The 24,673-nt window shown below is 36.6% G+C and carries 19 protein-coding genes; 12 read left to right on the plus strand and 7 right to left on the minus strand.

Going from position 1 to position 24,673, the window contains the following annotated elements:
• Positions 1–6: 6 nt before the first annotated feature.
• From Q763_RS14565 to Q763_RS14590, 6 genes are all read right to left on the minus strand, one after another.
• Positions 7–1,581, minus strand: coding sequence for an AraC family transcriptional regulator (locus Q763_RS14565; RefSeq protein WP_198133474.1), 1,575 nt, complete (start codon positions 1,579–1,581; stop codon positions 7–9).
• 108 nt (positions 1,582–1,689) lie between these two features.
• Entirely contained in the window at positions 1,690–2,280 is a 591-nt protein-coding gene (locus Q763_RS14570; RefSeq protein ID WP_035135624.1) for a chemotaxis protein CheB, read from the minus strand.
• Complete coding sequence (locus Q763_RS14575; RefSeq protein ID WP_035135625.1) at positions 2,262–3,071, minus strand: CheR family methyltransferase; 810 nt, start codon at positions 3,069–3,071, stop codon at positions 2,262–2,264. Before Q763_RS14575 ends, Q763_RS14570 begins: the two co-directional genes overlap by 19 nt.
• A gap of 6 nt (positions 3,072–3,077) precedes the next feature.
• On the minus strand, positions 3,078–3,440 hold the full coding sequence (locus tag Q763_RS14580; RefSeq protein ID WP_035135627.1) for a response regulator: 363 nt from the start codon (positions 3,438–3,440) through the stop codon (positions 3,078–3,080).
• Between the two features lie 13 nt (positions 3,441–3,453).
• Positions 3,454–7,026 (minus strand): response regulator, encoded by a 3,573-nt coding sequence (locus Q763_RS14585; protein ID WP_035135628.1) that lies wholly within the window; start codon positions 7,024–7,026, stop codon positions 3,454–3,456.
• Positions 7,027–7,036: 10 nt separating this feature from the next.
• A complete protein-coding gene (locus Q763_RS14590; RefSeq protein ID WP_035135629.1) occupies positions 7,037–8,242 on the minus strand; it encodes a sensor histidine kinase in 1,206 nt (401 codons plus the stop codon).
• A 358-nt stretch (positions 8,243–8,600) separates the two neighbouring features.
• Between Q763_RS14590 and Q763_RS14595 the strand changes: the two genes are divergently transcribed.
• From Q763_RS14595 to Q763_RS14620, 6 genes are read left to right on the plus strand one after another with little or no spacing between them, the layout of a single operon-like run.
• Positions 8,601–12,215 carry a PAS domain S-box protein gene (locus Q763_RS14595; protein WP_035135630.1) on the plus strand — a complete coding sequence of 1,205 codons (3,615 nt, stop codon included), beginning with the start codon at positions 8,601–8,603 and terminating at the stop codon, positions 12,213–12,215.
• Positions 12,216–12,267: 52 nt separating this feature from the next.
• A complete protein-coding gene (locus Q763_RS14600; protein WP_035135631.1) occupies positions 12,268–12,975 on the plus strand; it encodes a response regulator in 708 nt (235 codons plus the stop codon).
• A 2-nt stretch (positions 12,976–12,977) separates the two neighbouring features.
• Positions 12,978–13,343 (plus strand): response regulator transcription factor, encoded by a 366-nt coding sequence (locus Q763_RS14605; protein ID WP_035135633.1) that lies wholly within the window; start codon positions 12,978–12,980, stop codon positions 13,341–13,343.
• Between the two features lie 13 nt (positions 13,344–13,356).
• Entirely contained in the window at positions 13,357–14,364 is a 1,008-nt protein-coding gene (locus Q763_RS14610; protein WP_035135635.1) for a HEAT repeat domain-containing protein, read from the plus strand.
• Between the two features lie 6 nt (positions 14,365–14,370).
• Positions 14,371–15,798: a glycosyltransferase family 2 protein gene (locus Q763_RS14615; protein WP_035135637.1), complete on the plus strand. Its 1,428-nt coding sequence runs from the start codon at positions 14,371–14,373 to the stop codon at positions 15,796–15,798.
• Positions 15,799–15,816: 18 nt separating this feature from the next.
• Positions 15,817–17,088: a YaiO family outer membrane beta-barrel protein gene (locus Q763_RS14620; RefSeq protein ID WP_232297533.1), complete on the plus strand. Its 1,272-nt coding sequence runs from the start codon at positions 15,817–15,819 to the stop codon at positions 17,086–17,088.
• 98 nt (positions 17,089–17,186) lie between these two features.
• On the opposite strand, the gene Q763_RS14625 is transcribed toward Q763_RS14620, so the two are convergent.
• Positions 17,187–17,606: a response regulator gene (locus Q763_RS14625; protein WP_035135641.1), complete on the minus strand. Its 420-nt coding sequence runs from the start codon at positions 17,604–17,606 to the stop codon at positions 17,187–17,189.
• A gap of 1,674 nt (positions 17,607–19,280) precedes the next feature.
• Here Q763_RS14625 and Q763_RS14630 point away from each other — a divergent pair.
• Genes Q763_RS14630 through Q763_RS14655 form a run of 6 tightly spaced genes read left to right on the plus strand, consistent with a single transcriptional unit; the run spans position 19,281 to position 24,667 of the window.
• Complete coding sequence (locus Q763_RS14630; protein WP_035135686.1) at positions 19,281–19,694, plus strand: response regulator; 414 nt, start codon at positions 19,281–19,283, stop codon at positions 19,692–19,694.
• Between the two features lie 7 nt (positions 19,695–19,701).
• On the plus strand, positions 19,702–20,241 hold the full coding sequence (locus Q763_RS14635) for a heme NO-binding domain-containing protein (RefSeq protein WP_035135643.1): 540 nt from the start codon (positions 19,702–19,704) through the stop codon (positions 20,239–20,241).
• 2 nt (positions 20,242–20,243) lie between these two features.
• Positions 20,244–22,169 carry a PAS domain S-box protein gene (locus tag Q763_RS17575; protein WP_052123461.1) on the plus strand — a complete coding sequence of 642 codons (1,926 nt, stop codon included), beginning with the start codon at positions 20,244–20,246 and terminating at the stop codon, positions 22,167–22,169.
• 5 nt (positions 22,170–22,174) lie between these two features.
• Complete coding sequence (locus Q763_RS14645; protein ID WP_035135645.1) at positions 22,175–23,308, plus strand: FIST signal transduction protein; 1,134 nt, start codon at positions 22,175–22,177, stop codon at positions 23,306–23,308.
• A complete protein-coding gene (locus tag Q763_RS14650) occupies positions 23,305–24,360 on the plus strand; it encodes a sensor histidine kinase (protein WP_035135648.1) in 1,056 nt (351 codons plus the stop codon). The genes Q763_RS14645 and Q763_RS14650 overlap by 4 nt, the downstream gene beginning before the upstream one ends.
• On the plus strand, positions 24,347–24,667 hold the full coding sequence (locus tag Q763_RS14655) for an Hpt domain-containing protein (RefSeq protein WP_035135650.1): 321 nt from the start codon (positions 24,347–24,349) through the stop codon (positions 24,665–24,667). Before Q763_RS14650 ends, Q763_RS14655 begins: the two co-directional genes overlap by 14 nt.
• Positions 24,668–24,673: the final 6 nt, after the last annotated feature.

Consider the following 24,673-nt stretch of genomic DNA (forward strand, 5'->3'; position numbering starts at 1 on the left):
ATTATTTTAAGCAGACTCCTTTTCCTTCTCAATTTTCTTTTTAAGAAAGTTTATAAACTGTTTTGGGGTTAAATCAGTAACCGATTTAAACACTACTGTAAAGGCACTGTGTGAAGAGAAACCACAAATTTCTGCCAGGTAACTTACCTTATAAGTAAGGTATTTTTTATCAGACTGCATTAAGGCTACTATATAATTAATGCGTAAATCATTTATATAAGCATTGAAATTTTTACCCTTATTGTTATTAATGATATCCGACAGGTATTTTGAATTAGTTTTAACCCTCTTTGCCAAGAGTTGTAATGACATATTAGCATTGGTAAACTCATCTCCCCTTTCAAACTCTTTAAGCTTTTCCAGTACAGCCTGCTCTGTCTTTTCTGATATAGCCAGTACTTTACCTTCCACCTTATCTGTTACCTCATCTACAGGTAAAACAGGGGTTGTAATAACCTTAGAGGCTTCAATTCTGGACAGCAGTTTTTCAAACTTATTATATTCGTCATCCAGCTTTTTATTGTACACAAAATACGCTATAAAAACTATTGCAAAAATCAGTAACATTCCCACAAACATAGTGGTATACCTCGATTTATCTTTATTAATAACAATGTTTTGCTCTTTTTCAATTTCAGTAATCAGGGTATTTCTGGCATCACGCTCTTTCCAAATGAGTGCGGTAGAGAGTTCTTTATGCTTCATGGAGTTCTCACTATACAACTCCTTATTATCTGTTTTCAAGTATAATTCCGAAAGATTTTGGTATACATCTGCCTTTACCCACGATTCAATTACATTACATGCCAGTGCTGCCTCAAAAGCAGCCTGCGCCACATCATACTGACTGTTTTTAATAGCTATTTGCCCCATACCATTGTAGGCACAAGCCGCTACTGATGAAAACTCAAACCCAATTTCTTTTAATATATCAATGCATTTTTGATAATGATTTGCTGCTGCTATATAATCAGATGCTAAAAAGGAAGCATTGGCAAGTGCCTTTCTGATCCTTGCTTGCAAAACAGGATGACTTTCTTTACTGTTTTCAAGTATTTTATTAGATGATGAGAGTATATTAATTGCCTCACTATACTGTTTGGAGTTAATTAGTACACCGGCTTTTTCATATAGAATTTTGGTCTCAACCTCTGTTTTCGCATCTTCATCCTTTATAAGTTTTTGCTCATCTTCGGCTCTTGCAATATATGATGATGCCCTGTCTTCAATACCGAAAAAACGACAACGGGAAGAAATAGCGATATACACCAAACTTTTAAGATAATAGTCATCGCCAGAATCAGCCAGAAAATTAGCCTTAAAAAGGTACTCAATACTTTCACTAAGATCATCAGTAAGGAATTTACTTTCAGAAAGCAAATAGTAAGCCTTTACCTTATCATTATTGGTTTTGGCATTTTTAAGAAGATATTCGGCTGCCTTGATAGTTTGTACAGGGTTATTGTAGTATCCGTTGCTATTTTCCGTAAAAATCTTTTCAGTATCAGTAACAATCTGAGCTATCGCAGCCTCTGAAAAGAATAACAAAAAAGCAAATGATATGATAAACCTAACAAACATAAACATCAATTTCTCCTACAAAGATAAACTTTTGTAAAAATGTTAAAGTCGATTTTTTATCTCTTTAGAAAAATTTAATACAGTAATTATTGTTATAACAGAAAGATATTATTTTGAAGTATTTATATTCTTAACAAATTCAAGTATTTGCCTTATATCTAAAACAAGATCCGGACTCATATTCTCTATAGCATACCCCGGCATATAGGCCACTTCGGCACTTTCGGGTTTTTGCACTACTGTTACCCCGCCCGCTTCCTTTATAGCCTGAAGCCCGGCAGTACCATCGGCATTTGCTCCCGACAGTAAAATGGCTGCAAGTGAAGGTCCGTAAACATCGGCAGCCGACTCAAAAGCCACATCAATACTTGGGCGGCTGTAGTTTACTTTTTCAGATGTATCTAAAGATATGGTTTCATCCTTTTCAAAAAGCAGGTGATAATCAGACGGAGCTATATAAATATACCCCGGCTCTACCGGAACCTTGTCTTCTACCTCCATAATGGGTATAGCTGTTTTTATGGATATGAGGTTTTCGAGTAAATTATCCTCTCCGCTTTTGCGGTGCAGTACTATTATGAGAGCAAAAGATTTGAGCTGTTCCAGTTTGGGGAGTACTTCTATAAGTACTTCAAGACTTCCGGCCGAACCTCCTATAAGTAATGCCTTGCATCCTGAAATTATTTTACTTTCTTCCATATCTTCTCCCTGTTAAGTTGCTGAAATTTATCCTGAACGGTAGAAAACTTAATGGTTTCCTTAGTACCCAGTGCCAAATAACCTAAGCATGACAAGCTACTGTCAAACAATCTTAGCACCCTGTCCTGCAAATGCTTATCAAAATAAATAAGCACATTACGGCACATTATTAAGTCAAACTCGTTAAACGAAGCATCTGAAACCAGATTATGTTGTGAAAACACCATTTTCTCATTAAGCTCACAGCTAAACTTCGCCAGTCCGTAATTTGCCGTATAATAATCTGAAAAATCCTCACTACCTCCCGAAAACCTGTAATTCTCTGCATACTGTTTAATCATCCTTAAAGGGAATAAACCTTTTTTGGCTGTATCCAGAACAACTGAATTTATATCTGTTGCATACAGTAATGATTTGTGCAACAAGTTGGCTTCTTTCAGTAATATAGCCATTGAGTACACCTCTTCTCCGGTTGAACAGCCGGCATGCCATATCCTTATAAAAGGCTTGGTAGCCAGTACCGGTACTATTTCTTCACGCAGCAATTTGTAAAACAACGGATCCCTGAACATCTCGGTAACATTAACCGTTATCTCCTCTACCAAATGCTTTACATACCCCTCTTCACTCCTTATTTTAGAAAGTACATCAGAAAAACGGGATATACCATCTATCTGGTATAACCTTTCCACACGCCTTTTTAAAGAAGCTTTAGAGTAGCCACTAAAGTCGTAACCATAATATTCAAACACCTCATTTATCAAAACCTCAAGTTCACGGTCACTAATCATACAGTTTTATATGGTATTTAATAAAAGTAATAATTTATCTACATCAATAGGCTTGGAAATATAGGCATCGGCTCCTGCTTCAAGGCATTTTTCCCTGTCACCTGCCATAGCCTGAGCCGTAACCGAAACGACTGGTAACAATTGTCTGTGCGGAATTTCCTTTATAAGCGGTATAGCTTCATAACCGTCCATATCGGGCATCATCATATCAATTAATACAACATCTACCCCGGTACTGCCCTTTAGCATTTCTATCGCCTCTTCGGCTCCGCCGCAGGACATACACTCAAACGACTTAGCCTTTAACGTTGCCGTTAATGCAAAAATGTTTCTGGCATCGTCGTCTATTATTAAAACTTTTTTACTCATTAATTTTATTTTATCAGGCTTTATCGTAAAGCCATACCCTTAATAATGAAAGTAGCTGATCTACATCTACCGGTTTAGTTATATAATCAGATGCTCCCGCATTGATACATTTCTCCCTGTCTCCCGTCATGGCTTTTGCCGTAACAGCAATAACCGGAAGGTTTTTAAGGTTTTTAGTTTGCCTTATTCTGGTAGCGGTTTCATAGCCGTCCATATTAGGCATCATCATATCCAGTAGTACTATATCTACATCAGGGCGCTCTTCTAAAACCTTGAGCGCTTCCTTACCATCTATAGCCGTTAGCACATTCATTTTAAGTACTTCAAGCGCCTTGGTTAACGAATAGATGTTTCGCACATCATCATCTACCACAAGTACTGTTTTTCCGTTAAGGATATTATTGAGGGTATTAAAGTTTTTGTTCTTTTTATTGTTTTCCTTTTTGTTTTGCTCCACCAGGTGAAGGAAAAGCGAAACCTCATCAAGCATTCGCTGATACGAATGGGCTGTTTTTATAACTATGGAGTCGGCATACTTTTTAATTTTAAGCTCTTCTTTCATAGAAAGACTTTTACCTGTAAACACAATAACCGGAATATTATCAAGCGACTCATTCTTTACATTTTCAAGCAATTCATAAGCTTGCTTATCGGGCACTCCCATATCAAGTATTACACAGTCTACATTAGCTCCCTGTAATGCAGTAACACCATCATTAACCTCGCTCTTAATCTCTGATTTTATATCATTGGTTTCAAGGAAATAAGCCAGTGCTTTTGCATGCTTAGGATTGTCTTCAATGATAAGTACCTTTTGAGAATCCCTGTTTACTATGTGTTCAATTTTTTTGAATACATCAGGTATCTGCTCGTAAGCCACAGGCTTATCTAAAAAGTTCACAGCACCTTTTAAAAGGCTTTCCTGCTTCACTTTGTAAGATGACATTATATGTACCGGAATATGTTTGGTAAGTACATTGTTCTTTAACTCCTCCATTACTTCCCATCCGCTTTTTACCGGAAGCTGAATATCCAGTAATACTCCTATAGGCTTGTATTTAAGAGCCAGATTAAGTGCCTCATCTCCCCTAACCGATACTATACCTTTATAACTCCGCTGATGAGTAAAATCCATTAGTGACTTAGCAAAATTGGTGTCATCTTCCACAATAAGTATCACTTTATCTCCATCGTTTACATCATCTCTGTCATCAGGCACATCATCTGGTATTACCGGGCTTAAGTACTTATCCTCTACCATTGGCTTAGCGGTAGTTTCTGTAAGTTCTTCTATTTTTTCTTTAGCAGCTACGGTGGTTGGCTTGGTAACTATAAGTCTGCCTGATGCTACCCCAAGCACCGGTATGGTAAGTGTAAACTCACTACCTTTATTGGTATCACTAACTAATGTGATCTCACCACCAAGCAGTTTTGCAAGTTCCCTACTGATAGAAAGTCCAAGCCCGGTACCGCCATACTTACGTTTGGTAGAACCATCGGCCTGCTGGAATGCTTCAAAAATAAGTGGTTGCTTTTCACGTGGTATACCTATACCCGTATCTTTCACAGTGAAAGATACAAGTTTATCATTATCCTTAACCTTTTTGATTTGCAGGGTTACAGATCCTTCTGCAGTAAACTTAATAGCATTTGAAATAAGATTCTTTAAAATTTGCTCCAGTCGCATTTTGTCTGTTTTCACCACCAGAGGAGCATCCTTATCATCTATAAGGAACTGAATGTTCTTTTCTTTGGCAACTTCTGTAAACAGATTCTTTAATCCTTCATTAATTTCCCTAACCGAAACATCCATGAACTCCACCTCCATTTTACCGGCTTCAATTTTAGAAAGATCTAAAATTTCATCAATCAGCCCCAATAGCCCGTTACCCGAACTTTGAATGACCTTCGCAAATTCTATTTGCTCATCGGTCATGTTCTTATCGTTATTTTCAGAAAGTAGTCGGCTTAAAAGTAATATTGAGTTAAGCGGTGTGCGAAGCTCATGTGACATATTTGCCAGGAATTCCGACTTATATCTTGTACTAAGTTCAAGGTCTTCGGTTTTCTTCTGGATTTCCATATTCCTTTCTTCCAGTAGCGTACTCCTTTCGGCCAGTTCCTCATTGGTTTGCTGAAGTTCTTCCTGCTGTACCCTAAGCTCTTCTTCTGATGCCTGAAGTTTAGAGGTTTGTGCTTCCAACTCGGCATTAATATTTTCCAGTTCACTGTGCTGGATAATAAGTTCTTCCGACTGTGCCTGAGTTTCTTCCAGTAATTCCTGTATTCTCTGCCTGTTTTGTGCAGCCTTGATGGCTATCCCTATATTATTAGCCACTGATTTTAGGAATTCCATATCACGCGGGGTAAATTCATTTACCGAAGCCAGTTCGGCTACCCCTATAACTTTATCATCTACTAAAGGAACGGCAACTACGTGCTTAGGCTTAACTTCACCTAAGGCATAAGAAATGGTAATATCGCTCTCTGAAAGCGACTTAAGTTCGAGTACTTTACCCGATGTTACTGCCTGCCCTGTAATACCTTCACCTATTTTAAGTCGGTCTCTTTTACTGCCTCCATAACTATAGCCAGATATCATGTACAGTTCCTCACCTTCACACAGGTAAATAACACCTGCGGCTCCTTCTGTAAATTCTGTTATGTATTCTATTATATCTTTTGTAAGTTCCTCCGGTGTTTTCTCACCAATCATTACCTGATTGAGTTCGGCCACACCTGCCTGAAGCCATTCGTTATCTGTAAGGGATTTGAACGAACTGTTAAGTGAGCGCGCCATATTATTAAGCGAATAGGCTACCGTACCTAAGGCATCTTTCTCGCTATCATCTACCTCTATCTCATAATTACCCTGAGCAATTTGTGAAGCAATATCACTTATAACCCTTATTCTTTCGGCCATTATCTCGTCCTTATGTCTAAGTTCTTTGTGGAGTTTAGCCCTCTCAGTATAATCCTTAAGTATTCGCATAAAAAAGGAAACACTTATTAAAAGTGCGAGTATTGCTGCAACAACAATTAATATGGTACTGGTTGAGCCATAGGTTTCGGCAGTGGCATTACGTTGCTTTAAAAGCTCCAGTTCCTGACTCTCCATACGCTTTAAAATAACACGTATGCGATCCATAAGCTGTTTCCCCTGATCCAAATCGCCGGATAGTGTGGTTTCTCCTCTGGTTTTTTCTTTTATCAGGCTTTGCAGATACTCAAAAAACTCGCTTCTTAACGGTTTCAGTTCCTGTAGGCTTTGTTGCTGTAAAGGATTATCTGCCGTTAACTTTGTAATATTTTCAAATATGTTGTTTGAGTTAATCTCGGCATTGGTATACTGCTCCAAAAAGCTTTGTTTACCCGATACTAAAAAGCCCCTAACACTTGTTTGGGCATCTATCAAAACTGTAGCACCGTCGTTAATGTTATAAATAACCTCCTGAGTATGGTTTACATTCCCGTTACTTTTCAGCAAACTGGTAATACTCACGAATGACGCTACTGAACTTACTATTAGTATAAACAGTGAAAGTCCAAAAAAGATTCCAAGATTCCGTTTAAAATTACTATCCATATTTTACCTGTTATAACGGTAGCACAATTAAAAAAGTAGCTCCTTCACCCGGAGTACTTTTTGCAGTTATAAGTCCGTTATGTTTTTCGATTATTTTTTTAGCTATGGCAAGTCCTATACCTGTGCCTTCATATTTTTTTCGGTCGTTAAGACTCTGGAAAATAATGAATATCTTATCCAGATACTGTTCGTCAAAACCAATCCCGTTATCCTTTACCGTAATACGGCAATATTGTCCGTTGGCATCTTGGGGTGCATCGATATGTTTATCAGCAATTATCTCCCCACTTATCTGTATAATGGGGCTAATATCTTTTTTAGTGAACTTTAGGGAATTACTTAAAAGATTTTGAAATACCTGCCTTAACTGGCTTGGTACACCCGTAACCTTAGGCAAATCCTTTTTAATAACAATGGCTTTGTCTTCTTCAATAAGATAATCTAAATCAGTGACCACCTCATCAACCACAGCATTAATGTCGGTCTGCTCAGGAGCTACGTCAGATGATAATCTGGAATAATCCAGCAAATCAGTAATCAGTTTAGACATCCTCTGTGCCGCTCTAACCGTTCGGTCTACATAATCCAAAGCCTTTTCATCATCTGTAAGGTAGCGTTCCTTTATCATCTTGATAAACATTTCTATCTTACGTATAGGCTCTTTCAAATCGTGTGACACCACCCATGAGAACTGTTGCAGTTCATGATTCCTAAACTCCAGCTCTTCGTTCTTCTTGATAAGTTCCCTGGTTCTTTCCTCCACTTTTGCTTCAAGGTTTTCCTCGGCAGCCTTTCTTATTTCAACCTCTTTAGAGAGTATGTCTCTCATATTTTTAAGTTCGGTTTTCTGTTCAGATAGCTTAAGGAAAGTCTTTACTTTTAGTATAAGCAAATCAGGATCTACCGGTTTGGTAATATAATCTACCCCTCCGGTTTCATATCCTTTAGAAATAAACCTTTTTTGTTTGTTTACAGCCGAAAGAAATATTACAGGAATATCTTTCGTCCTGTTACTGCCGGCAAGAATCTCGGCTACTTCAAAGCCATCCATACCCGGCATTTGTACATCCAGTATTATAAGGGAATAATTTTGTTTGAGTATCTTTTTTAAGGCTTCCTCACCCGATTGGGCCGTGTCTACCTGTAAATTGTGAACTTCCAGAGTTTTTCTCAGCGCCAAAAGATTCTCAGATAAATCGTCTACAATTAATATCATCGTTTAAAAGGACTCCGTGAGGCAAGAGTTTTTGGGGTTTAAAATTATTAAGAAAGCAGCATATTTTTTTACGTAAGAAAAATGCCACCCTTTTATTATTGATGCCCAAATTTAGGAAAACGTAAACATATCAGGTTTCACATTAAGACCTTTTTTACAGTACTTTACCTACAAAACATCATTTTGTAACCAATTGCGTAAAATATCTAAAAACCCTGTACAAAAAACTATCGTATATATGCAGCGAAAAAAAAGCTGCCCCTAACGCCGAAAAAAACACAAAATTGCCCGTGGAGGCTTGTTATTTCAAAAGAAAATTTTACATTTATTGAATAATATCCCCACTAAAACACACACTATGCTGCAATCCTCTTCTGCTCTACAAAAGGAGTTTAATGATTTACTGCTAAAAGATCTCTCCCTATTTAATTGGTTAACCAAAGAATCCCTTGATGGCATATGGTTTTGTGATCTTGAACACCCCGGGCATTTTTGGATAAACGATGCCTTTTGGAAAACCATAGGCCACTCTAAACCCGAAGATAAAGATGTTTTTGACCGTTGGAGTATGGCTATTAAAACTCTGGATAAAAACAAAACTCTTGACCTTATTAAACAATGTAAGGAAAAACCTGAAAAAGGTTTTAATGGAACTTTTGCCTATAATGACAGTGATAACCAAGAGGTTATATTACACTCTAAAGGAAAGGTTATTTATGATGAGAATAACCAGCCTTACAGGCTTGTTATAAAGCATTACAAGGAACGTAATCTTAAACAGGAAAAACTTTTAAGTAAGGTTAAAAAACTTAAAAAGCTTAAAAATATATTTTATGCTACAAGTAAAGTTGCTAAAATTGGTGGTTGGGAAGTTGATTTAACTAATAATAATATATTTTGGACAAAAGCTACGAGACAAATCCATGAGGTTAATAAAGACTATATACCTGAAATAGAAACAGCTATAAATTTTTATGAGGAAGGGCAAACTAGGGATAGAATAATAGAGCTTTTTACTGCTGCTGTAGAAAAGGGTAAATCCTTTGATGCTGAATTAAAAATAATATCGGCAAAAGGAAACCCTGTATGGATTAGAACAATGGGAAAACCTGTGTATGAAAACGGAAGTGTAGTTAAAATATATGGTGCTTTTCAGGATATAACAGTAAGAAAAAAACAGGAAGCCATTTATAAAGAAGCAAAAGAGAGGTTTGAAAAAATATTTGACCATTCTTCCATTGGTATGGTACTGGTAGGTGTTAACGGAAAAATTATAAATATAAATCCTGCTACTATAAAAATGTTTGGCTTCAGTAAAACTGATATGCCAAACGTAATACAAAACTATACTTATAAAAATCTTATACACCCTGACGACCTTAAAAAAGCTAATGAATATAGACAAAAACTTGTAAATGAAGAAATTGATCATTATACACTTGTAAGTCGCTACTATAAAACTAATGGAGAACTGATGTTATGTAAGGTTAATGCTGCTTTTGTTAAATCAACAGATGATTCTGAAAGTATGATTATTAGCCATATAGAAGATATTACTTCACAAAAAAAACTGGAAGACGATGCGCTGGAATACTCTTTACGCTTTAAAAGTGCTTTTGAATATTCTCCTAACGGTATGGCCCTGGTTGGGCTGGACGGAAAATGGCTTATGGTTAACAAAAGCCTGAGTAGTATGCTGGGGTACTCTAAAGAAGAGTTTTTAAGCCTTACTTTCCAGGACATTACCTATAAAACCGACCTTGATGCCGATTTACGATTACTTAAGGAGACTATTGAAGGAAAAAGGGATACTTATAGCATGGAAAAACGATACATACACAAAGATGAAAGTATTGTTTACGGACTACTTAATGTATCATTAATAAGGGACGAGAAAAAAGAACCGCTGTATTTTGTTTCTCAAATAAATGATATTACTAAAAGGGTTAAGGCTAAAGAAGAACTTCAAAACAGCCTGCTGGAACTTGAAGGACTTTTAGGTGCTACTACTCATGTATCAATAATAGAAACCGACCTTGTTGGTAATGTAAAGAAGTTTAATAAAGGAGCCGAAAATTTACTGGGCTACAAAGCCGAAGATGTTATAGGTACATTTAATGTAGGTGCTATTCACGATGCTAAAGAGATTGAAGAGCGAGGTAAGGTACTTTCAAAACAATACAATCAGCACATAGAAGGTTTTAATGTATTTGTACACAAACCTAATTTAGGACAATACGACTCTCACGAGTGGACTTATATAAAGAAAGACGGAAGCAAATTCCCAGTACAACTTGTAGTAACTGCTATTAGAAATAAGTACAATGAAATTACCGGATATGTAGGTATCGCTACTGATATTTCACAGCTTAAAGAAATGGAAACTTCACTTATACGTGAAAAGCAAAAAGCAGTAGCTGCCAATAAATCAAAATCAGAATTCCTTGCTAATATGTCGCACGAAATCCGTACACCATTGAACGGTGTTATAGGGTTTACCGACCTGTTAATGAAAACAGATTTGAATGAAACGCAAAGGAAGTATATGCAAATGGTTAATACTTCGGCACATTCATTACTGGATCTGATAAACGATATTCTGGACTTCTCTAAAATCGAAGCCGGAAAACTGGAGCTAAACCAAGATAAAACCGACCTGGTTGAACTATGTTCCCAAACGGTTGACATCATTAAGCACGAAGCTCATGAAAAAGGGCTGGAACTGTTGCTTGACATTTCGCCAAAAGTAAAACGCTTTATCTATGCCGACTCGGTTAGGTTAAGGCAAATTTTAGTAAACCTGCTGGGTAATGCCATCAAGTTTACCGAAAAAGGTGAAGTGGAACTTAAAATAAGAAACAAAAAAATAGAAAACGACGAGGACGAAATGATGTTCGAGTTTTCTATTCGTGATACAGGTATAGGTATTGCACCTCATAACCTGCAAAAAATATTCAATGCCTTTGATCAGGAAGACTCTTCTACTACGCGTAAATATGGCGGAACGGGGCTTGGACTCACCATTAGTAACAGGCTACTGGAGCTTATGGATAGCCGACTTGAGGTTGATAGTGAGTTGAATAAGGGAAGTGTATTCTCGTTTAAAGTAAAGTTTAAAACCGAAGTAGGTGAAAGCTTCCCTGAAAGGAATACCGAACTGGTAAACAATGTTCTTATTGTAGATGACAATGAAAACAACCTAACCATATTAAGAGATATGCTTGCCTTTGGTAAAGTAAATTCGGTTAGCGCTATAAACGGTATTAAGGCTCTTGAAATTCTTGAAAAAGAGAACAACTTTGACCTTGCCATTATCGATTTTAATATGCCTTACCTAAACGGTTTGGAACTAATAACACATATTAGGAAAAAGCTACGTATAACGAAAGAGCAACTTCCTATAATGCTGTTACATAGTTCGGTTATTGATAATAAGTCGTTACAGTTGTGTAAGGATATGGATGTTAGGTTTGAAGTTACAAAACCTATAAGAATAGATCAGTTATTTGAATTTATCAACCATATAAATGATGATGAGGAAACAACTATTGATGAGATTTTAACAACAGGCAGCAACAATGAAGACCAAACCATTAATATATTAATCGCCGAAGATAATCCGGTAAACCAGTTTCTGGCAAAAACCATTATCCAAAAGGTATTGCCTAAAGCTAATATTGTTGTAGCCGAAGACGGTGAAAAGGCGGTTAAAATTTATCGAAGCATGCCTTTAGACCTTATCTTTATGGATATACAAATGCCGGTTATGAGTGGTTTTGATGCAACAAAAAAAATACGAACTCTGGAAGATAACGATACCCACATCCCCATCATAGCGCTTACAGCGAGAGCCCTTAAAGGCGAAAGAGAACGTTGCCTTGATGCCGGAATGGATGATTATATAACCAAGCCAATTATTTTTGACACCATTAAAGAGACCATAAAACTGCACATGCCCACAGCAAACAGATAAAACGGTTTCACATAATTTATTTAATTTTAATCATTATTAAATCCCCACTCTCATGCACTTAAACATTTTAGTTGTTGAAGACAATAACACAGAAAAAGCCGCCAGACTGCTTCCGGAAGACTGGCAGGTAACTTATTGTGACAACAGCTATGACGCTATACAATTAATAAAAAAGGAGGATAGTTTTCAGCTTTTAATGTTGGATGAGTACGCTTCTCCCCTTAGCGCTTACCAGACTTTTGACTATCTTAAATCAGAAATAAAAACCGAAGTACCTGTTCTTGTATTAGGAGAAGAAGGAGAAAACGGCATATTAGAGCATTATCAAAACAAAATGGCTTTTATTAAAAAGCCGGTAACCAGTAACGACATCAAAATCATAAACGATTTGGTTGAAAAAAACTTTGTCCCAAAAGAAGTTTCAGACAAGGCTTACTCACTGGAGTACCTAAATGTTATATCAGACAGTAATTTTGAGTTCATCAAAGAAACACTGATAATATTCCGTACCTCTGTAAAAGACAAACTGATTCAGCTTAGAGAAGCTTTAGGTCAAAACGATTTTAAAAGTGTGGCAGAAATTGCCCATAATATCAAACCTTCTTTTGAGATGCTTGAAAATAAAACATCGGTACATATATGCGATCTGTTAAACAACAGGGCACCAAAAGAAGAAGTACCTGAACTTGTTACAGAACTTGAATCTCAATTTGATAAAATCAATACCGAACTGGAAAACGATTTTCCTGAATTATTATAATTATGAAAAAGAAAATTCTGGTAGTGGAAGACAACCCAATGGTTGTAAAATCATTAGAATTTAAACTCAATAAAGACGGTTATGACGTTGTTGTGGCCGTAGACGGAAGGGTTGCGCTTGACACCCTTAAAAACAATAATTTTGATTTAGTTATAACTGATTTAATGCTGCCGTTTGTTACCGGTTCTCAGCTTATTGAACATATTAAAAAAGAAACTCCCAATACACCTATAATAGTACTTTCTACAGCTACACAGGAAGACATCATTATGGACGCCTTTACTATGGGCGTAGATGATTTTATAACAAAACCCTTTAGTCCTAATGAGTTATCGTTAAGGGTTAAACGAAGCCTGAGTAAAACCTAATATTTTTTAAGTATTGGAAAAGTTTTACGACTACATATATTACAACAGTGGTTTGGAGTGGATAGTAAACGTGAATATACTAATCAGTTTACTTTTTCTGCTTTTAATACTGTTGCTTATTTTGTTTATTCTTTATTTAAGGGTATATAAAAACTTTCGCAACATTAAAAAGGCAGAACATATTGAAAAACTTACCGATTTTATTAACGGATATCTTTTTGATACAGAGTTTGAAGAGGCCAGTATTGAAGAGTTTAGAGCGCACCATGTTAGGAGTAAACTACAAAAAAAGGTAACTACAAAAGAGATACTTGTATACAGCCAAAACTTTAAGGGAGAGGCAAATGCCTCTATCAAAAAACTATTTTTCAGGCTGGAACTGGACGGTTTGGCTTTTAAGGAAATAGCCAGCAGGAAATGGTACCTGCGTGCCCGTGGTATGCATACGGTTTCCAACATGGGAATAAAAATACAGGAATCAACGGCTGTTAGGCTTCTTAACGACAAAAGGGTTGAAGTGAGGCTACAGTCATTGCTGTACTTTATAAAGCTTTCTCAAAAATATCCGCTTAACTTTTTATACCGATTAGAAGAACCCTTAACCATATGGCAGCAAATTCATATTGAAGATGCACTTAAAGGTTATAAGGAAGAAATCCCTGATTTCTCTAAATGGTTAAATCACAAACAGCCTACGGTTATAGGCTTTTGTATAAAGCAAATTTCGGCTTTTGACCAGTATGAAAATGTAGAAAAAGTGATTCCGTTTCTGGAACATCCTGAAGAGATGCTAAAAAAAGAAGCTATAAGATGTATGCGAAAAATGGGTAACCATGAGTCGGTCAATATTGTGCTTACCAATTTTGCTTCTGAAAACAACACCATTAAAAAGGAAATCCTTAAACTGATAAAAGAAGTAGGTTCGTATAACCAACTTCAAACATTATCTTACGAATTAAACGGGGATAATGAGGAAATTAAAATTGAATATTTAAAAGCAGAAGAATATTTTTTAAAGTAAAAAGCCATGAATTACGATCTTTTAGTTGACATAGCGAGCTGGCTTTTCCTGATATATGCTGTTGTCATATCATCGGGTTATCTTTTTGCTGCCGTATTTTCCTTTCTGGAAATAAAAGAATATAAGAGGGAAAACATCCCTACAGATGATGTTACCCTGTTACAAAGCACTTCCCTTCCACCTATTTCGGTACTGGCTCCGGCTTATAACGAAGAAGCTAACGTAGTAGAGAATGTAAAATCACTGCTTACGGTAAACTACCCTTCTTATGAAATTGTGGTTATTAACGATGGTAGTAAAGATAACACCCTGCAAAGGCTTATAGACACTTTTGACCTTGTTAAGGACGAATCGCTTCGATACAACTCTATACCAACAAAGGAAATTAGGGGTGTATATATGTCTACTCACAAAGCATATAAAAACCTAACGGTTATAGACAAAGCTAACGGAGGTAAAGCCGATGCACTTAATGCAGGTATAAACAACTGTAAGCACGACCTTATTTGCTGTATAGATGTGGACTGTATTCTGGAAGACGACGCACTGCTTAAACTGGTAAACCCTTTCCTTAATAATGAGAAAACAGTAATTGCATCGGGCGGTATTATCCGTGTGGCAAACTCCTGTATTATTGAGGACGGACGTATTATAGAGGTACGCCTGCCGGATAAGTTTTTGGCAAGAGCACAAATACTTGAATATTTCAGAGCTTTCCTTATGGGGCGTATGGCATGGTCAAGGCTGGACGGACTCCTGCTTATATCGGGTGCATTTGGTATGTTCAATAAAAAAATAGCCATTGAGGTAGGCGGTTACAATACCAAAACCGTGGGTGAAGATATGGAACTCCTGGTGCGTATGCGCAGGATGATGCGTGAGAAAAAGGAGGCTTATACTGTAGGCTTTATACCCGATCCGCTTTGCTGGACTGAGGTGCCCCAACAATGGAAGGTTCTCCACAGGCAACGTAACCGATGGACCCGCGGTACTATGGAAACACTATGGATTCACCGCAAAATGCTGTTCAACCCTAGGTTTAAAGTACTGGGTATGCTAAGTACACCTTACTGGATGTTTTTTGAGTGGCTTGCTCCTATTATTGAGTTCTTCGGGGTACTGTTTATTGTGTTATTATATGTGCTAGGCAGACTGGACTGGACTATTTTCTTTAGCTTTTTTGCTGTGGTATACTTCTTTTCGGTACTGTATTCCATCACTGCAATTTTCTTTGAGGAATACTCCTTTCAGCAATATAAAAAGCCGAAGTACATATTCAGGCTTGTAGCTACTGCTTTTGCAGAACCCCTGCTGTACCATCCGTTTGTAATGTGGGCTGCCATAAAAGGAAACATCGACCTTATAAGGGGTAAAAACTCATGGGGGACTATGAGCCGAACCGGATTGGCTAATCCGCAAAAGAAACAAGTATAATTTTTAAAGACTTTTAGTGTGAAAATCATTTCCGTCAACATAACAAAATCAATTATAGCAGGCTTTTACATAATGGTAACGCTTTTGTTTGCACCTGCTGCTTTTGCACAGCAAACAAGTGACGAACTGTATGCCGAAGCCCGCACACAAGCCTTTGATAATAAAAATTATAAAGAGGCTATTATCCTTGCCCAAAAGGCATTAGAGCAAACCCCTGATTACCCGGATTTAAATATCTTTTTAGGAAGACTATACACTTGGAACGGACAAACGGAAAACGCATGCAATACATTTGACAGCGTAGTAAAAAAATACCCAAACAATGTAGACGCCTACCTTGCCTACGGAAGTTTGGAGTACTGGAGCAAAAACTACGACAAAGCATTACAACTTACTGATAAAGGTTTAGCTATTAACCCAAAATCAGAAGAATTGTTACTTCTTAGAGCCAGAATATTAAGTGATTCGAAAAAATATCCGGAGGCAAACAAATCATTAAAAACATTATTGGAAATAAACCCAAAAAATAATGATGCCCGGACGCTGAGCCAAAAAATAAGCATGATGAGCTCTAAAAATGCTGTAGGCATTAACTATGATTACTACCATTTTGACAAACGTTTTGATGACGACTGGCACATTGCAGGTGTAGACTATACCAGACAGGGAAGCTTTGGTACCATAACAGGTCGTGTTAATTATGCCAACAAGTTTGCCATGGATGCGCTACAATTTGAAATAGAGTCTTACCCTCGTATATCAAATACGTTTTATGCCTTTGTGAACTTTGGTATGTCAGACGATCAGGGGATTTTCCCTGAGTACAAAACAGGCTTCTCATTATTTGCAAACCTGCCAAAAGGTTTTGAGGCCGAAGGTGGTTTCAGGATGCTTAGTTTTTCGGGAGAACAAACCTGGACCTATACCGCATCTGTGGGGAAATATTATAAAAATCTATGGTTTAACTTAAGGGCTTACATCACACCAAATAGTGATTCGGTAGGTCAGTCCTATCAGCTTACTACACGTTATTACCTTGGCGGACCCGATGATTATTTAAGCTTAAGGCTGGGAACAGGTATTAATCCTGACGGACAAAACAATATATTACTTAACGGCGAAGCGTTTAGCTATAAACTAAAATCTAACAATATAGCTGCAGAATACAGGACTACCATAAACCAAACTTATGTATTTTATGTAAAAGCCGGACTGGAAAACCAAAAATATGCACCCGATACTAAAGGGAATCAAATATCGGCAGGTATTGGTGCTATAAAAAGGTTCTAAAAAAAAATAACACCCGCCATCAACGGGTGTTACTCAACCAAACCAACCATAAAACTATCATAAACCTATTTGCAAGTATTTATGAAGTATCTTTATTTTTAATTAAGACAAAGTCCTGTACTTCCTGTAAGTCGTTTAACCCTTGCCTCTATTTCAGATATGCTAAGTGGCATTTTAGCATAATCATTAACTCCTAATTCAAAACTCTTATTAAACACACCTTCATCACTATGGCATGAAACAACCATAACCGGTGTAGACTCTTTTTTAATAAGCCTTATGTACTTTAAAAGCTCCAGCCCTGCTGTGTTACCTCTGCTTTTGTTTATAAAAGGCACCACACTGTATGCTACCGGCAGGCTTATATCTGCTATCAGTAAATCTGGCCTAAAAGCCTCATAGCTCTGTTTTGCATCTATAGCGTTATCACAACACTCTATATCATAACCTAAGTCGCTAAGGCATCTGCCAAGAGACATCAGTATATGTCTTTCGTTATCTACAATTAGTACTTTCATAATCTCCTTAGCATTAATAAACTTTATTACTCTTATCTCTGTTTTGTACTATCACCTTAACTATCTAAAAAAGCATTTACGGTATTTTTGGGTTATCGGTCATTATTGGGGGCAATAATTTTCGATTCTCTTGTTATCGGGTTTCGGTGCTAATTACATTACAAATGTCCGTCAAGTTTCAAACTTTTATGTCTACTTTTCGATTAACAAGCCTTAACTGTAGACGAACGGGGTTATATCATCCGCTAATATGTTAACCTAATTATCAAAGCACAGTTAATCACTGCTCTCTATAATAACAGAAAGCCTCCGTTACGGAGGCTTTCTAAGCATTAACCAATTTACATTCCAATCATCATATCTTCTTCTAAACAAAACATGTTTATCATCCTGGGGGCTTAGTCAGATAATATGTTCAGTTATTTCTTTGTTTTTGCTTAATGAAATAGCATTAACGGTATTTTTGGGGTATCGGTTATCATTGGGGGGCAATAATTTTCGATATCTTGTTATTAGTTTGTCATTAATTACACTGCAAATATCCGACGGGATTGCAACTTTTACCCCTGTTTTTCGATTAGCAGACTTTAACTGTCGACGAACGGAACCTATCTCCGGTTAGTATGCTTTTTACTACAAAAACACTATTATTTTTCAAACTCCATAAAAACAGAAAAGCCTCCGTACGGAGGCTTTTCTAAGCATTAATCAATTGCATTCCAATCATTATATCCTTCACCTAAATAAAATTATCATAATCATTTTTTGGGGGCACAAATACGATAACCTTGTTTTGCTTATTGCTGTAATTATACTGCAAAGATGGGCTGATTTATGAAGCTAAACATACTTTCTTCGACGAATGGAATTTTAGTGTAGACGAATGGTTTAAACTTGCCCGACGAATTGATTTAACCTATTTATAAGCCCAGAATATAGCCATAAAAAAAGCCTCCCGAAGGAGGCCACCTGAAAATAAACATAAGTTAATTGTGTATCCTAACTGTTTATTTTTTTCTTATGAGCCATTTAACTATCATAAATATTTTTGGGGGTATGCAAGTATGACAATAGTTCTATATGTTCATCGATTACACAACAAATATCGGGAGAGATTAAAAAAGTTAAGGTCATATTTCGACTATCGGCTAGTTACTATAGATAAAACACACCTTATAAAAAGGCTAACCGTAATTTAAAAGCCAAATCGATAGCCATAAAAAAAGGAGCCTCTTTACAAGCTCCTTTTACACACCAGTATTCTTTAACCGAATATTCAATTTATAGCATTATGATATAAATTATAAAACTAAAAACTATCAGATAAAAAGCTAATTGTTAACCTCTTATCTTCAAAGCAAATATCTATACTTATGTAAAGTTAATAAAGCTATTTCGACGAATGACATTTAAGTGTAGACGAATGGTTCAAAACAAGATGCTCCAAACTGAGCAAAAAAGCACCTAAAAAACTAAAAAACAAACACTTAAACATTTATCCGTATTTTTAATGTAAGAAACTGCTTATAGCAGCTCTATTACCATTCGTCGCTTCACAACTACCATTCACCGAACATTAGACATCGGTTATCGAAAAGAAAAATAAACGGATACGGACTCCCGTAATTTTGTTCTTGGTAAAAATTGTATACATTCCAGATCCCAGATTTTAAAATGGCGAGAGCACTTAATATATTATTAATTGAAGACGATGCTATAGAGGTTATGAAGTTTAACAGGGTTTTAAAAACCCTGCATCTTAATCATAAGATAGTTGAAGCTAATAACGGAGAAGAAGCATTATCTATACTTAAGGATAAAGAGATTATCCCGGATATTATTATCCTTGATCTTAATATGCCTAAAATTAACGGAATTGAGTTTTTAGGTATCCTTAAACAAGATGAAGTGCTTAGGTACATACCGTCTATAGTACTTACTACCTCAAACAACCACAGGGATGTAATGGAATGCTATAGAATTGGTATTGCCGGTTATTTACTAAAACCTCTTAAATATGAGGATTATGTAGACCGCGTTAAAAAGCTTATTGAATATTGGAGCGTAAACGAGTTAATTTCGCAATAACAAACATATGTATGGCTTTGTTAATAATGCAATAAAAGATTATGTAGTTTCTACATTTGGGCAGCCACTTTGGTCTAAAGTGAAAATGGAGTGTGCGCTCAAACCAAGCTTTTTAGATGCCGAACAGCCATACAACGAAGAATTAATTTTAGCCACAGCAAAAGCTGTATCAAATCACATCCAAATCCCTATAAGCGATATACTTAGAGGTTTTGGAGAACGTATTTCGCTTACACTTTCTGAAAAATATAAATTCCTGATGGAATCCAGAGGTGAAAACCTCAAAGATTATTTAGTAAATTTACCTAACTTTCATAACAGGATTATGTTGATTTATCCCGAATTAACACCGCCTGAATTTAGGATTAGTAATGTAGCCCCAAATAGTTTATACCTGCATTACACTTCTGATAAAAGCGGAATGAAGGATTTATTGATAGGTTATATAGATGGTTTGGTTAAAATTTTTAATGAAACAGTATTCGTAGAAACCGTTGAGTCCCCACATGAAAGCCGCCCTCAGGAAGTTTTCAAAATCAATTGGTAATTATGAACAAAAGCCATACGTTTAATTTTAATTCCGAAAATTTTAATCGGATATTTCCTTTTTATATACTACTCAACGAACATCTTGAGGTTGAGTCGTTAGGGAACAGTATCCAGAAAGTTGACGATACTCTTAAAAAAGGGGGATACTTTCCTGATTATTTCTCACTCGTAAGGCCACATTCAGAAAACATATCGCAGGAAATACTTGTAGACAACCTGAGCCAGTTAGTGATACTGGAAAGTAAAAAACAATCAGATCTCATACTACGCGGGCAGTTTGAACCTATGGAAAATAATTTTCTGTTTGTGGGTTCGCCCTGGTTAATGTCGGTCGAAGAAATAAAGACCAGGAAACTTTCTATTTTTGACTTTGCCAACCACGACCCCCTACTTGATTTACTGCAAATATTAAAAACACAGGAAACCACCACTCAGGAACTCAAAGAGCTTTTACGTGTAAACAACGAGCAGAAAAATGCACTTAAAACCGACCGTGAAGAGCTAAACAAACTATCGGTAGTAGCTAGTGCAAACGAAAATGCCATTGTTTTTACCCATCCTAATGCACAGATATTTTGGTGTAACGATGCCTATTTAAGGCTTACGGGCTTTAGCCGTGAGGAAATTATGGGGCGTACTCCTATTGAAGTAGGGCTTACAGAGTCGACCGACAGAGATGCCCTGCAAAAAATGATAGATCTTTTTTACACAGGTGAATCATTTGACGTAGAGATAACACATGGCCGTAAGGATGGCAGTTACTTTTGGACAAGAACAAAAGGTCAGCCTATTTATGATGATAACGGAAATGTACTTCAGTATTTCGCTATGATTGAAGACATGACCGAGGTAAAAGAAAAAGAAGAACAACTGGTACTACTTTCGCTAATTGCCGAAAAAAATATTAATTCGGTTATAATATGTGATAAGGAAGGGCAAATAGAATGGGTAAACTCCAGTTTTGAACAAATGTCCGGCTACACCAAAGAAGAACTTATAGGGCAAAAGCCCGGTATATTATTACAGGGACCCGACAGCCACCCTGAAACAGTAGCTTATTTAAGTGATCAGATAAAAAAAGGAGAACCGTTTAACTGCGAAATAGTTAACTACTCTAAATCTAATAAAAAATATTGGGTAAAAATACAAGGACAGGCTCTTTACAATAACTGGGGAGAAATTGTCCGTTTTTTTGCTATAGAAGAAGATATTACAGACAAAAAGCTTTTGGAAAGTCAAAAAGAAGTACTGCTTAAAAGCCTAGCTAAAAGTAATAAAGAACTGGAAGATTATGCCCAAATCGTATCGCACGATCTTAAGTCACCATTACGAAGCATAAACTCGCTTGTTGCTTGGATTAAAGAAGATAATGAGGGAGCACTTACAGAGCAGACTACCCAATATCTTAACATGATTGAGGACAAGCTGGAAAAAATGGATCACCTTATCCAGGGGGTACTTACCTATTCTAAAATCGATAAAACCGATATCGCTAAAGAGAATGTAAACATCCATGAAGTGGTAAGTAACATTATAAGCATTATACATATACCGCAACACACAAAGGTAGAAATCAAAAACACATTGCCGGTACTTAAAGCCGACAGGTTCAGGATACAGCAGCTATTCCAAAACCTTATAAGTAATGCGGTTAACTATATAGACAAGGAAGAGGGACTTGTTAGCATTGACGTAGTGGAAGCTAAAGACTGTTTTATATTCTCTGTAAGGGATAATGGTCCCGGTATTGCAGAGGAGAATCAGGAAAAAATATTTAAAATATTCCAGTCGTTTAGCAAAAGTGAAAAATCTACCGGGTTAGGGCTATCCATAGTAAAAAAGATTGTAGATAACTATGGTGGTAAAATCTGGATTGAAAGTGAATTAGGCTCAGGCACCGTTTTTTACATTAAACTTTACAAGTAGGCATCATGAAAACAGTACAGGCATACAAAAAAGAAAACGGAAAGTGGAAATACATTTCCGAAAAGAATACACTTAAAAATCCGTTGGTACTGGTTTTTGGCAACAGGTACTTACTGGAAAACGATGAAGTAATTGAAGACATTAGAGCTGAATTTCCATATGAACACTTGGTATTTGGTTCTACATCAGGAGAGATTGCCGGCACTAATGTTCTGGACAAATCGGTAACAGTTACTGCTATTGAATTTGAAAAAAGCTCTTTTGTTATAAAACGTGCTAATATACTGGACTATAATAAAGATGCTGCCGAACTGGGCAAGATACTTTATGATGAAATGCCTAAAGATAACCTGAAACATCTTTTTGTACTTAGTGAAGGTAGCTTTGTAAACGGCAGCTCATTAATTGCCGGACTGGAAGATGATCTTTATAAAAACGTTTGTATAACCGGAGGAATGTGTGGCGACGACGCCCGCTTTGAAAAAACCCTGGCTTCCTATAAGCAAAATCCTAAAGAAGGCGAAGTAATACTAATGGGCTTTTATGGAGACACCCTGGATATTAGCTTTGCCAGTGTAGGCGGATGGCAACCCTTTGGACCGGAAAGACTTATTACAAAATCAAACGGAAATGTATTATATGAAATAGATGGGCAACCAGCCCTCGATTTATACAAAAAATACTTAGGAGATAAGGCTGTGCAATTACCGCAGGCCTCCTTACTCTACCCTCTTAATGTTACTATACCGGGTAAGGAAAAACCTGTGGTAAGAACAATATTAAACATAGATAACGACAAACAGTCAATGATACTTGCCGGAGATGCTCCCGAAAAATCACACGTACAACTTATGATGGCTACCGTAGATGCAATTGCCGAAGGTGCCAGTAAAGCAGCCCTTTATGCAATGCATAACCGTAAAAGCATGCCACAGCTTGCACTACTAATCAGTTGTGTAGGCCGTAAGCTGGTAATGAATCAGCGCGTAGAGGAAGAAATTGAACAAGTTAAAGAAATGGTTGGTGACAATACCACTATAACAGGATTTTACTCGTATGGGGAAATGGCTCCCTTTGTAAATACCACATCCTGCGAATTACATAACCAAACAATGACCTTAACATTAATTAGCGAATGAAAAACTCCCTGATAAAAAGACAGATAGCCAAACATATAGGATCTAACATTCCTGAAGGACTTAATGCCTTTTTAATGGCTGTACAGGAATCATATATAAATTATGAAGATCAAATCTCAATGTTGCAACGCGCTATGCGTATAAGTTCTGAGGAGCTTTTTGCCGCTAATCAGAAACTGAGAAATGAAGCAGACAGCCTAAAGGAGATTAACAGCAATTTGGAGTTTATTTTGAGTTCCATGAACATGGACAATGATACAGAGACTTCAGATAACACGGGAGATAATAATTATGACCCCTCAGATTATATTAAACAACAGTCCATACAAATTATAAAAATAAACGATCAAAGGGAACAACTTCTTCAAAGCCTTGAAGCACAAAACCAGGCTTTAAACGAATATGCTCATATGGTATCGCATGACCTTAAGGCGCCGCTTAGAAACATCAGCACCCTTATTGAATGGTTTAAGGATGATAACGCCGAAAAGGTTGGTGATGAAGGTGTAAAATCACTAGACCTTATGCAGTTTAATGTAGAGAAGATGGACTTGCTTATACAGGGAATTCTTGATTACTCCTCAATAGATAAAGTGAAGACCGATGATAAAATGGTCGACTTTAATTTACTGTTAGACGAGCTGTTAAGAACCGTAGCGGTACCTAAAAATATTGAGATAAAAATAAACAATACGCTTCCTAAAATACAGGGTAACAATTTCAAATTCAAACAACTGTTCCAAAACCTTATAGAAAATGCTATTAAATATAACGATAAGGAGAAAGGCTGTATAGAAATTAGCTCGAAAGAAAAGAAGTACGATATAGAATTTTGCATAAAAGACAACGGAAAAGGTATAGCAGAGGCTTATTTTGAAAAAATATTCAATATCTTTACTAAACTAGACAGCGAAAACCCATCATCAGGTATAGGTTTATCTATAGTTAAAAAGATAGTAATGTACTACGGTGGTAAGGTTTGGCTGGAAAGTGTTGAGAACGAAGGCACTTCTTTTTATTTCACCATACCTAAATATCATGGAACAGCCTAATTTAAACTACATAGACCAACTTGCCGGAGACGATGCTCCCTTTAGGCAAAAATTAATAGACACCATTAAAAGTGAACTACCTACAGAGATTGACACTTACAAAAGCTATTTAAGTGCCGATAACTATAATGCTACTGCGGGTAGTGTTCACAAACTCAAACACAAAATTAGTGTTATGGGAATGGAAAAAAGTTATTATATTGCTGAAGAGTTTGAAAAAAACCTGAAGAATAACTCACTGGATTTACAGGCTGATTTTGAAGCTATTTTAGCCAGTATGCAAAATTATATTGACGGTATTCAATAAACAGGG

Source organism: Flavobacterium beibuense F44-8, assembly GCF_000769915.1.
GTDB classification, from domain to species: domain Bacteria; phylum Bacteroidota; class Bacteroidia; order Flavobacteriales; family Flavobacteriaceae; genus Flavobacterium; species Flavobacterium beibuense.

Coding starts and splice junctions, on each gene's coding strand:
- Q763_RS14625 (WP_035135641.1), bottom strand. CDS start 17,606: ATGAAAGTACTAATTGTAGATAACGAAAGACATATACTGATGTCTCTT.
- Q763_RS14575 (WP_035135625.1), bottom strand. CDS start 3,071: ATGATTAGTGACCGTGAACTTGAGGTTTTGATAAATGAGGTGTTTGAA.
- Q763_RS14605 (WP_035135633.1), top strand. CDS start 12,978: ATGAAAAAGAAAATTCTGGTAGTGGAAGACAACCCAATGGTTGTAAAA.
- Q763_RS14565 (WP_198133474.1), bottom strand. CDS start 1,581: ATGTTTGTTAGGTTTATCATATCATTTGCTTTTTTGTTATTCTTTTCA.
- Q763_RS14615 (WP_035135637.1), top strand. CDS start 14,371: ATGAATTACGATCTTTTAGTTGACATAGCGAGCTGGCTTTTCCTGATA.
- Q763_RS14645 (WP_035135645.1), top strand. CDS start 22,175: ATGAAAACAGTACAGGCATACAAAAAAGAAAACGGAAAGTGGAAATAC.
- Q763_RS14590 (WP_035135629.1), bottom strand. CDS start 8,242: ATGATATTAATTGTAGACGATTTATCTGAGAATCTTTTGGCGCTGAGA.
- Q763_RS14580 (WP_035135627.1), bottom strand. CDS start 3,440: ATGAGTAAAAAAGTTTTAATAATAGACGACGATGCCAGAAACATTTTT.
- Q763_RS14595 (WP_035135630.1), top strand. CDS start 8,601: ATGCTGCAATCCTCTTCTGCTCTACAAAAGGAGTTTAATGATTTACTG.
- Q763_RS14635 (WP_035135643.1), top strand. CDS start 19,702: ATGTATGGCTTTGTTAATAATGCAATAAAAGATTATGTAGTTTCTACA.
- Q763_RS14600 (WP_035135631.1), top strand. CDS start 12,268: ATGCACTTAAACATTTTAGTTGTTGAAGACAATAACACAGAAAAAGCC.
- Q763_RS14570 (WP_035135624.1), bottom strand. CDS start 2,280: ATGGAAGAAAGTAAAATAATTTCAGGATGCAAGGCATTACTTATAGGA.
- Q763_RS17575 (WP_052123461.1), top strand. CDS start 20,244: ATGAACAAAAGCCATACGTTTAATTTTAATTCCGAAAATTTTAATCGG.
- Q763_RS14650 (WP_035135648.1), top strand. CDS start 23,305: ATGAAAAACTCCCTGATAAAAAGACAGATAGCCAAACATATAGGATCT.
- Q763_RS14585 (WP_035135628.1), bottom strand. CDS start 7,026: ATGGATAGTAATTTTAAACGGAATCTTGGAATCTTTTTTGGACTTTCA.
- Q763_RS14655 (WP_035135650.1), top strand. CDS start 24,347: ATGGAACAGCCTAATTTAAACTACATAGACCAACTTGCCGGAGACGAT.
- Q763_RS14630 (WP_035135686.1), top strand. CDS start 19,281: ATGGCGAGAGCACTTAATATATTATTAATTGAAGACGATGCTATAGAG.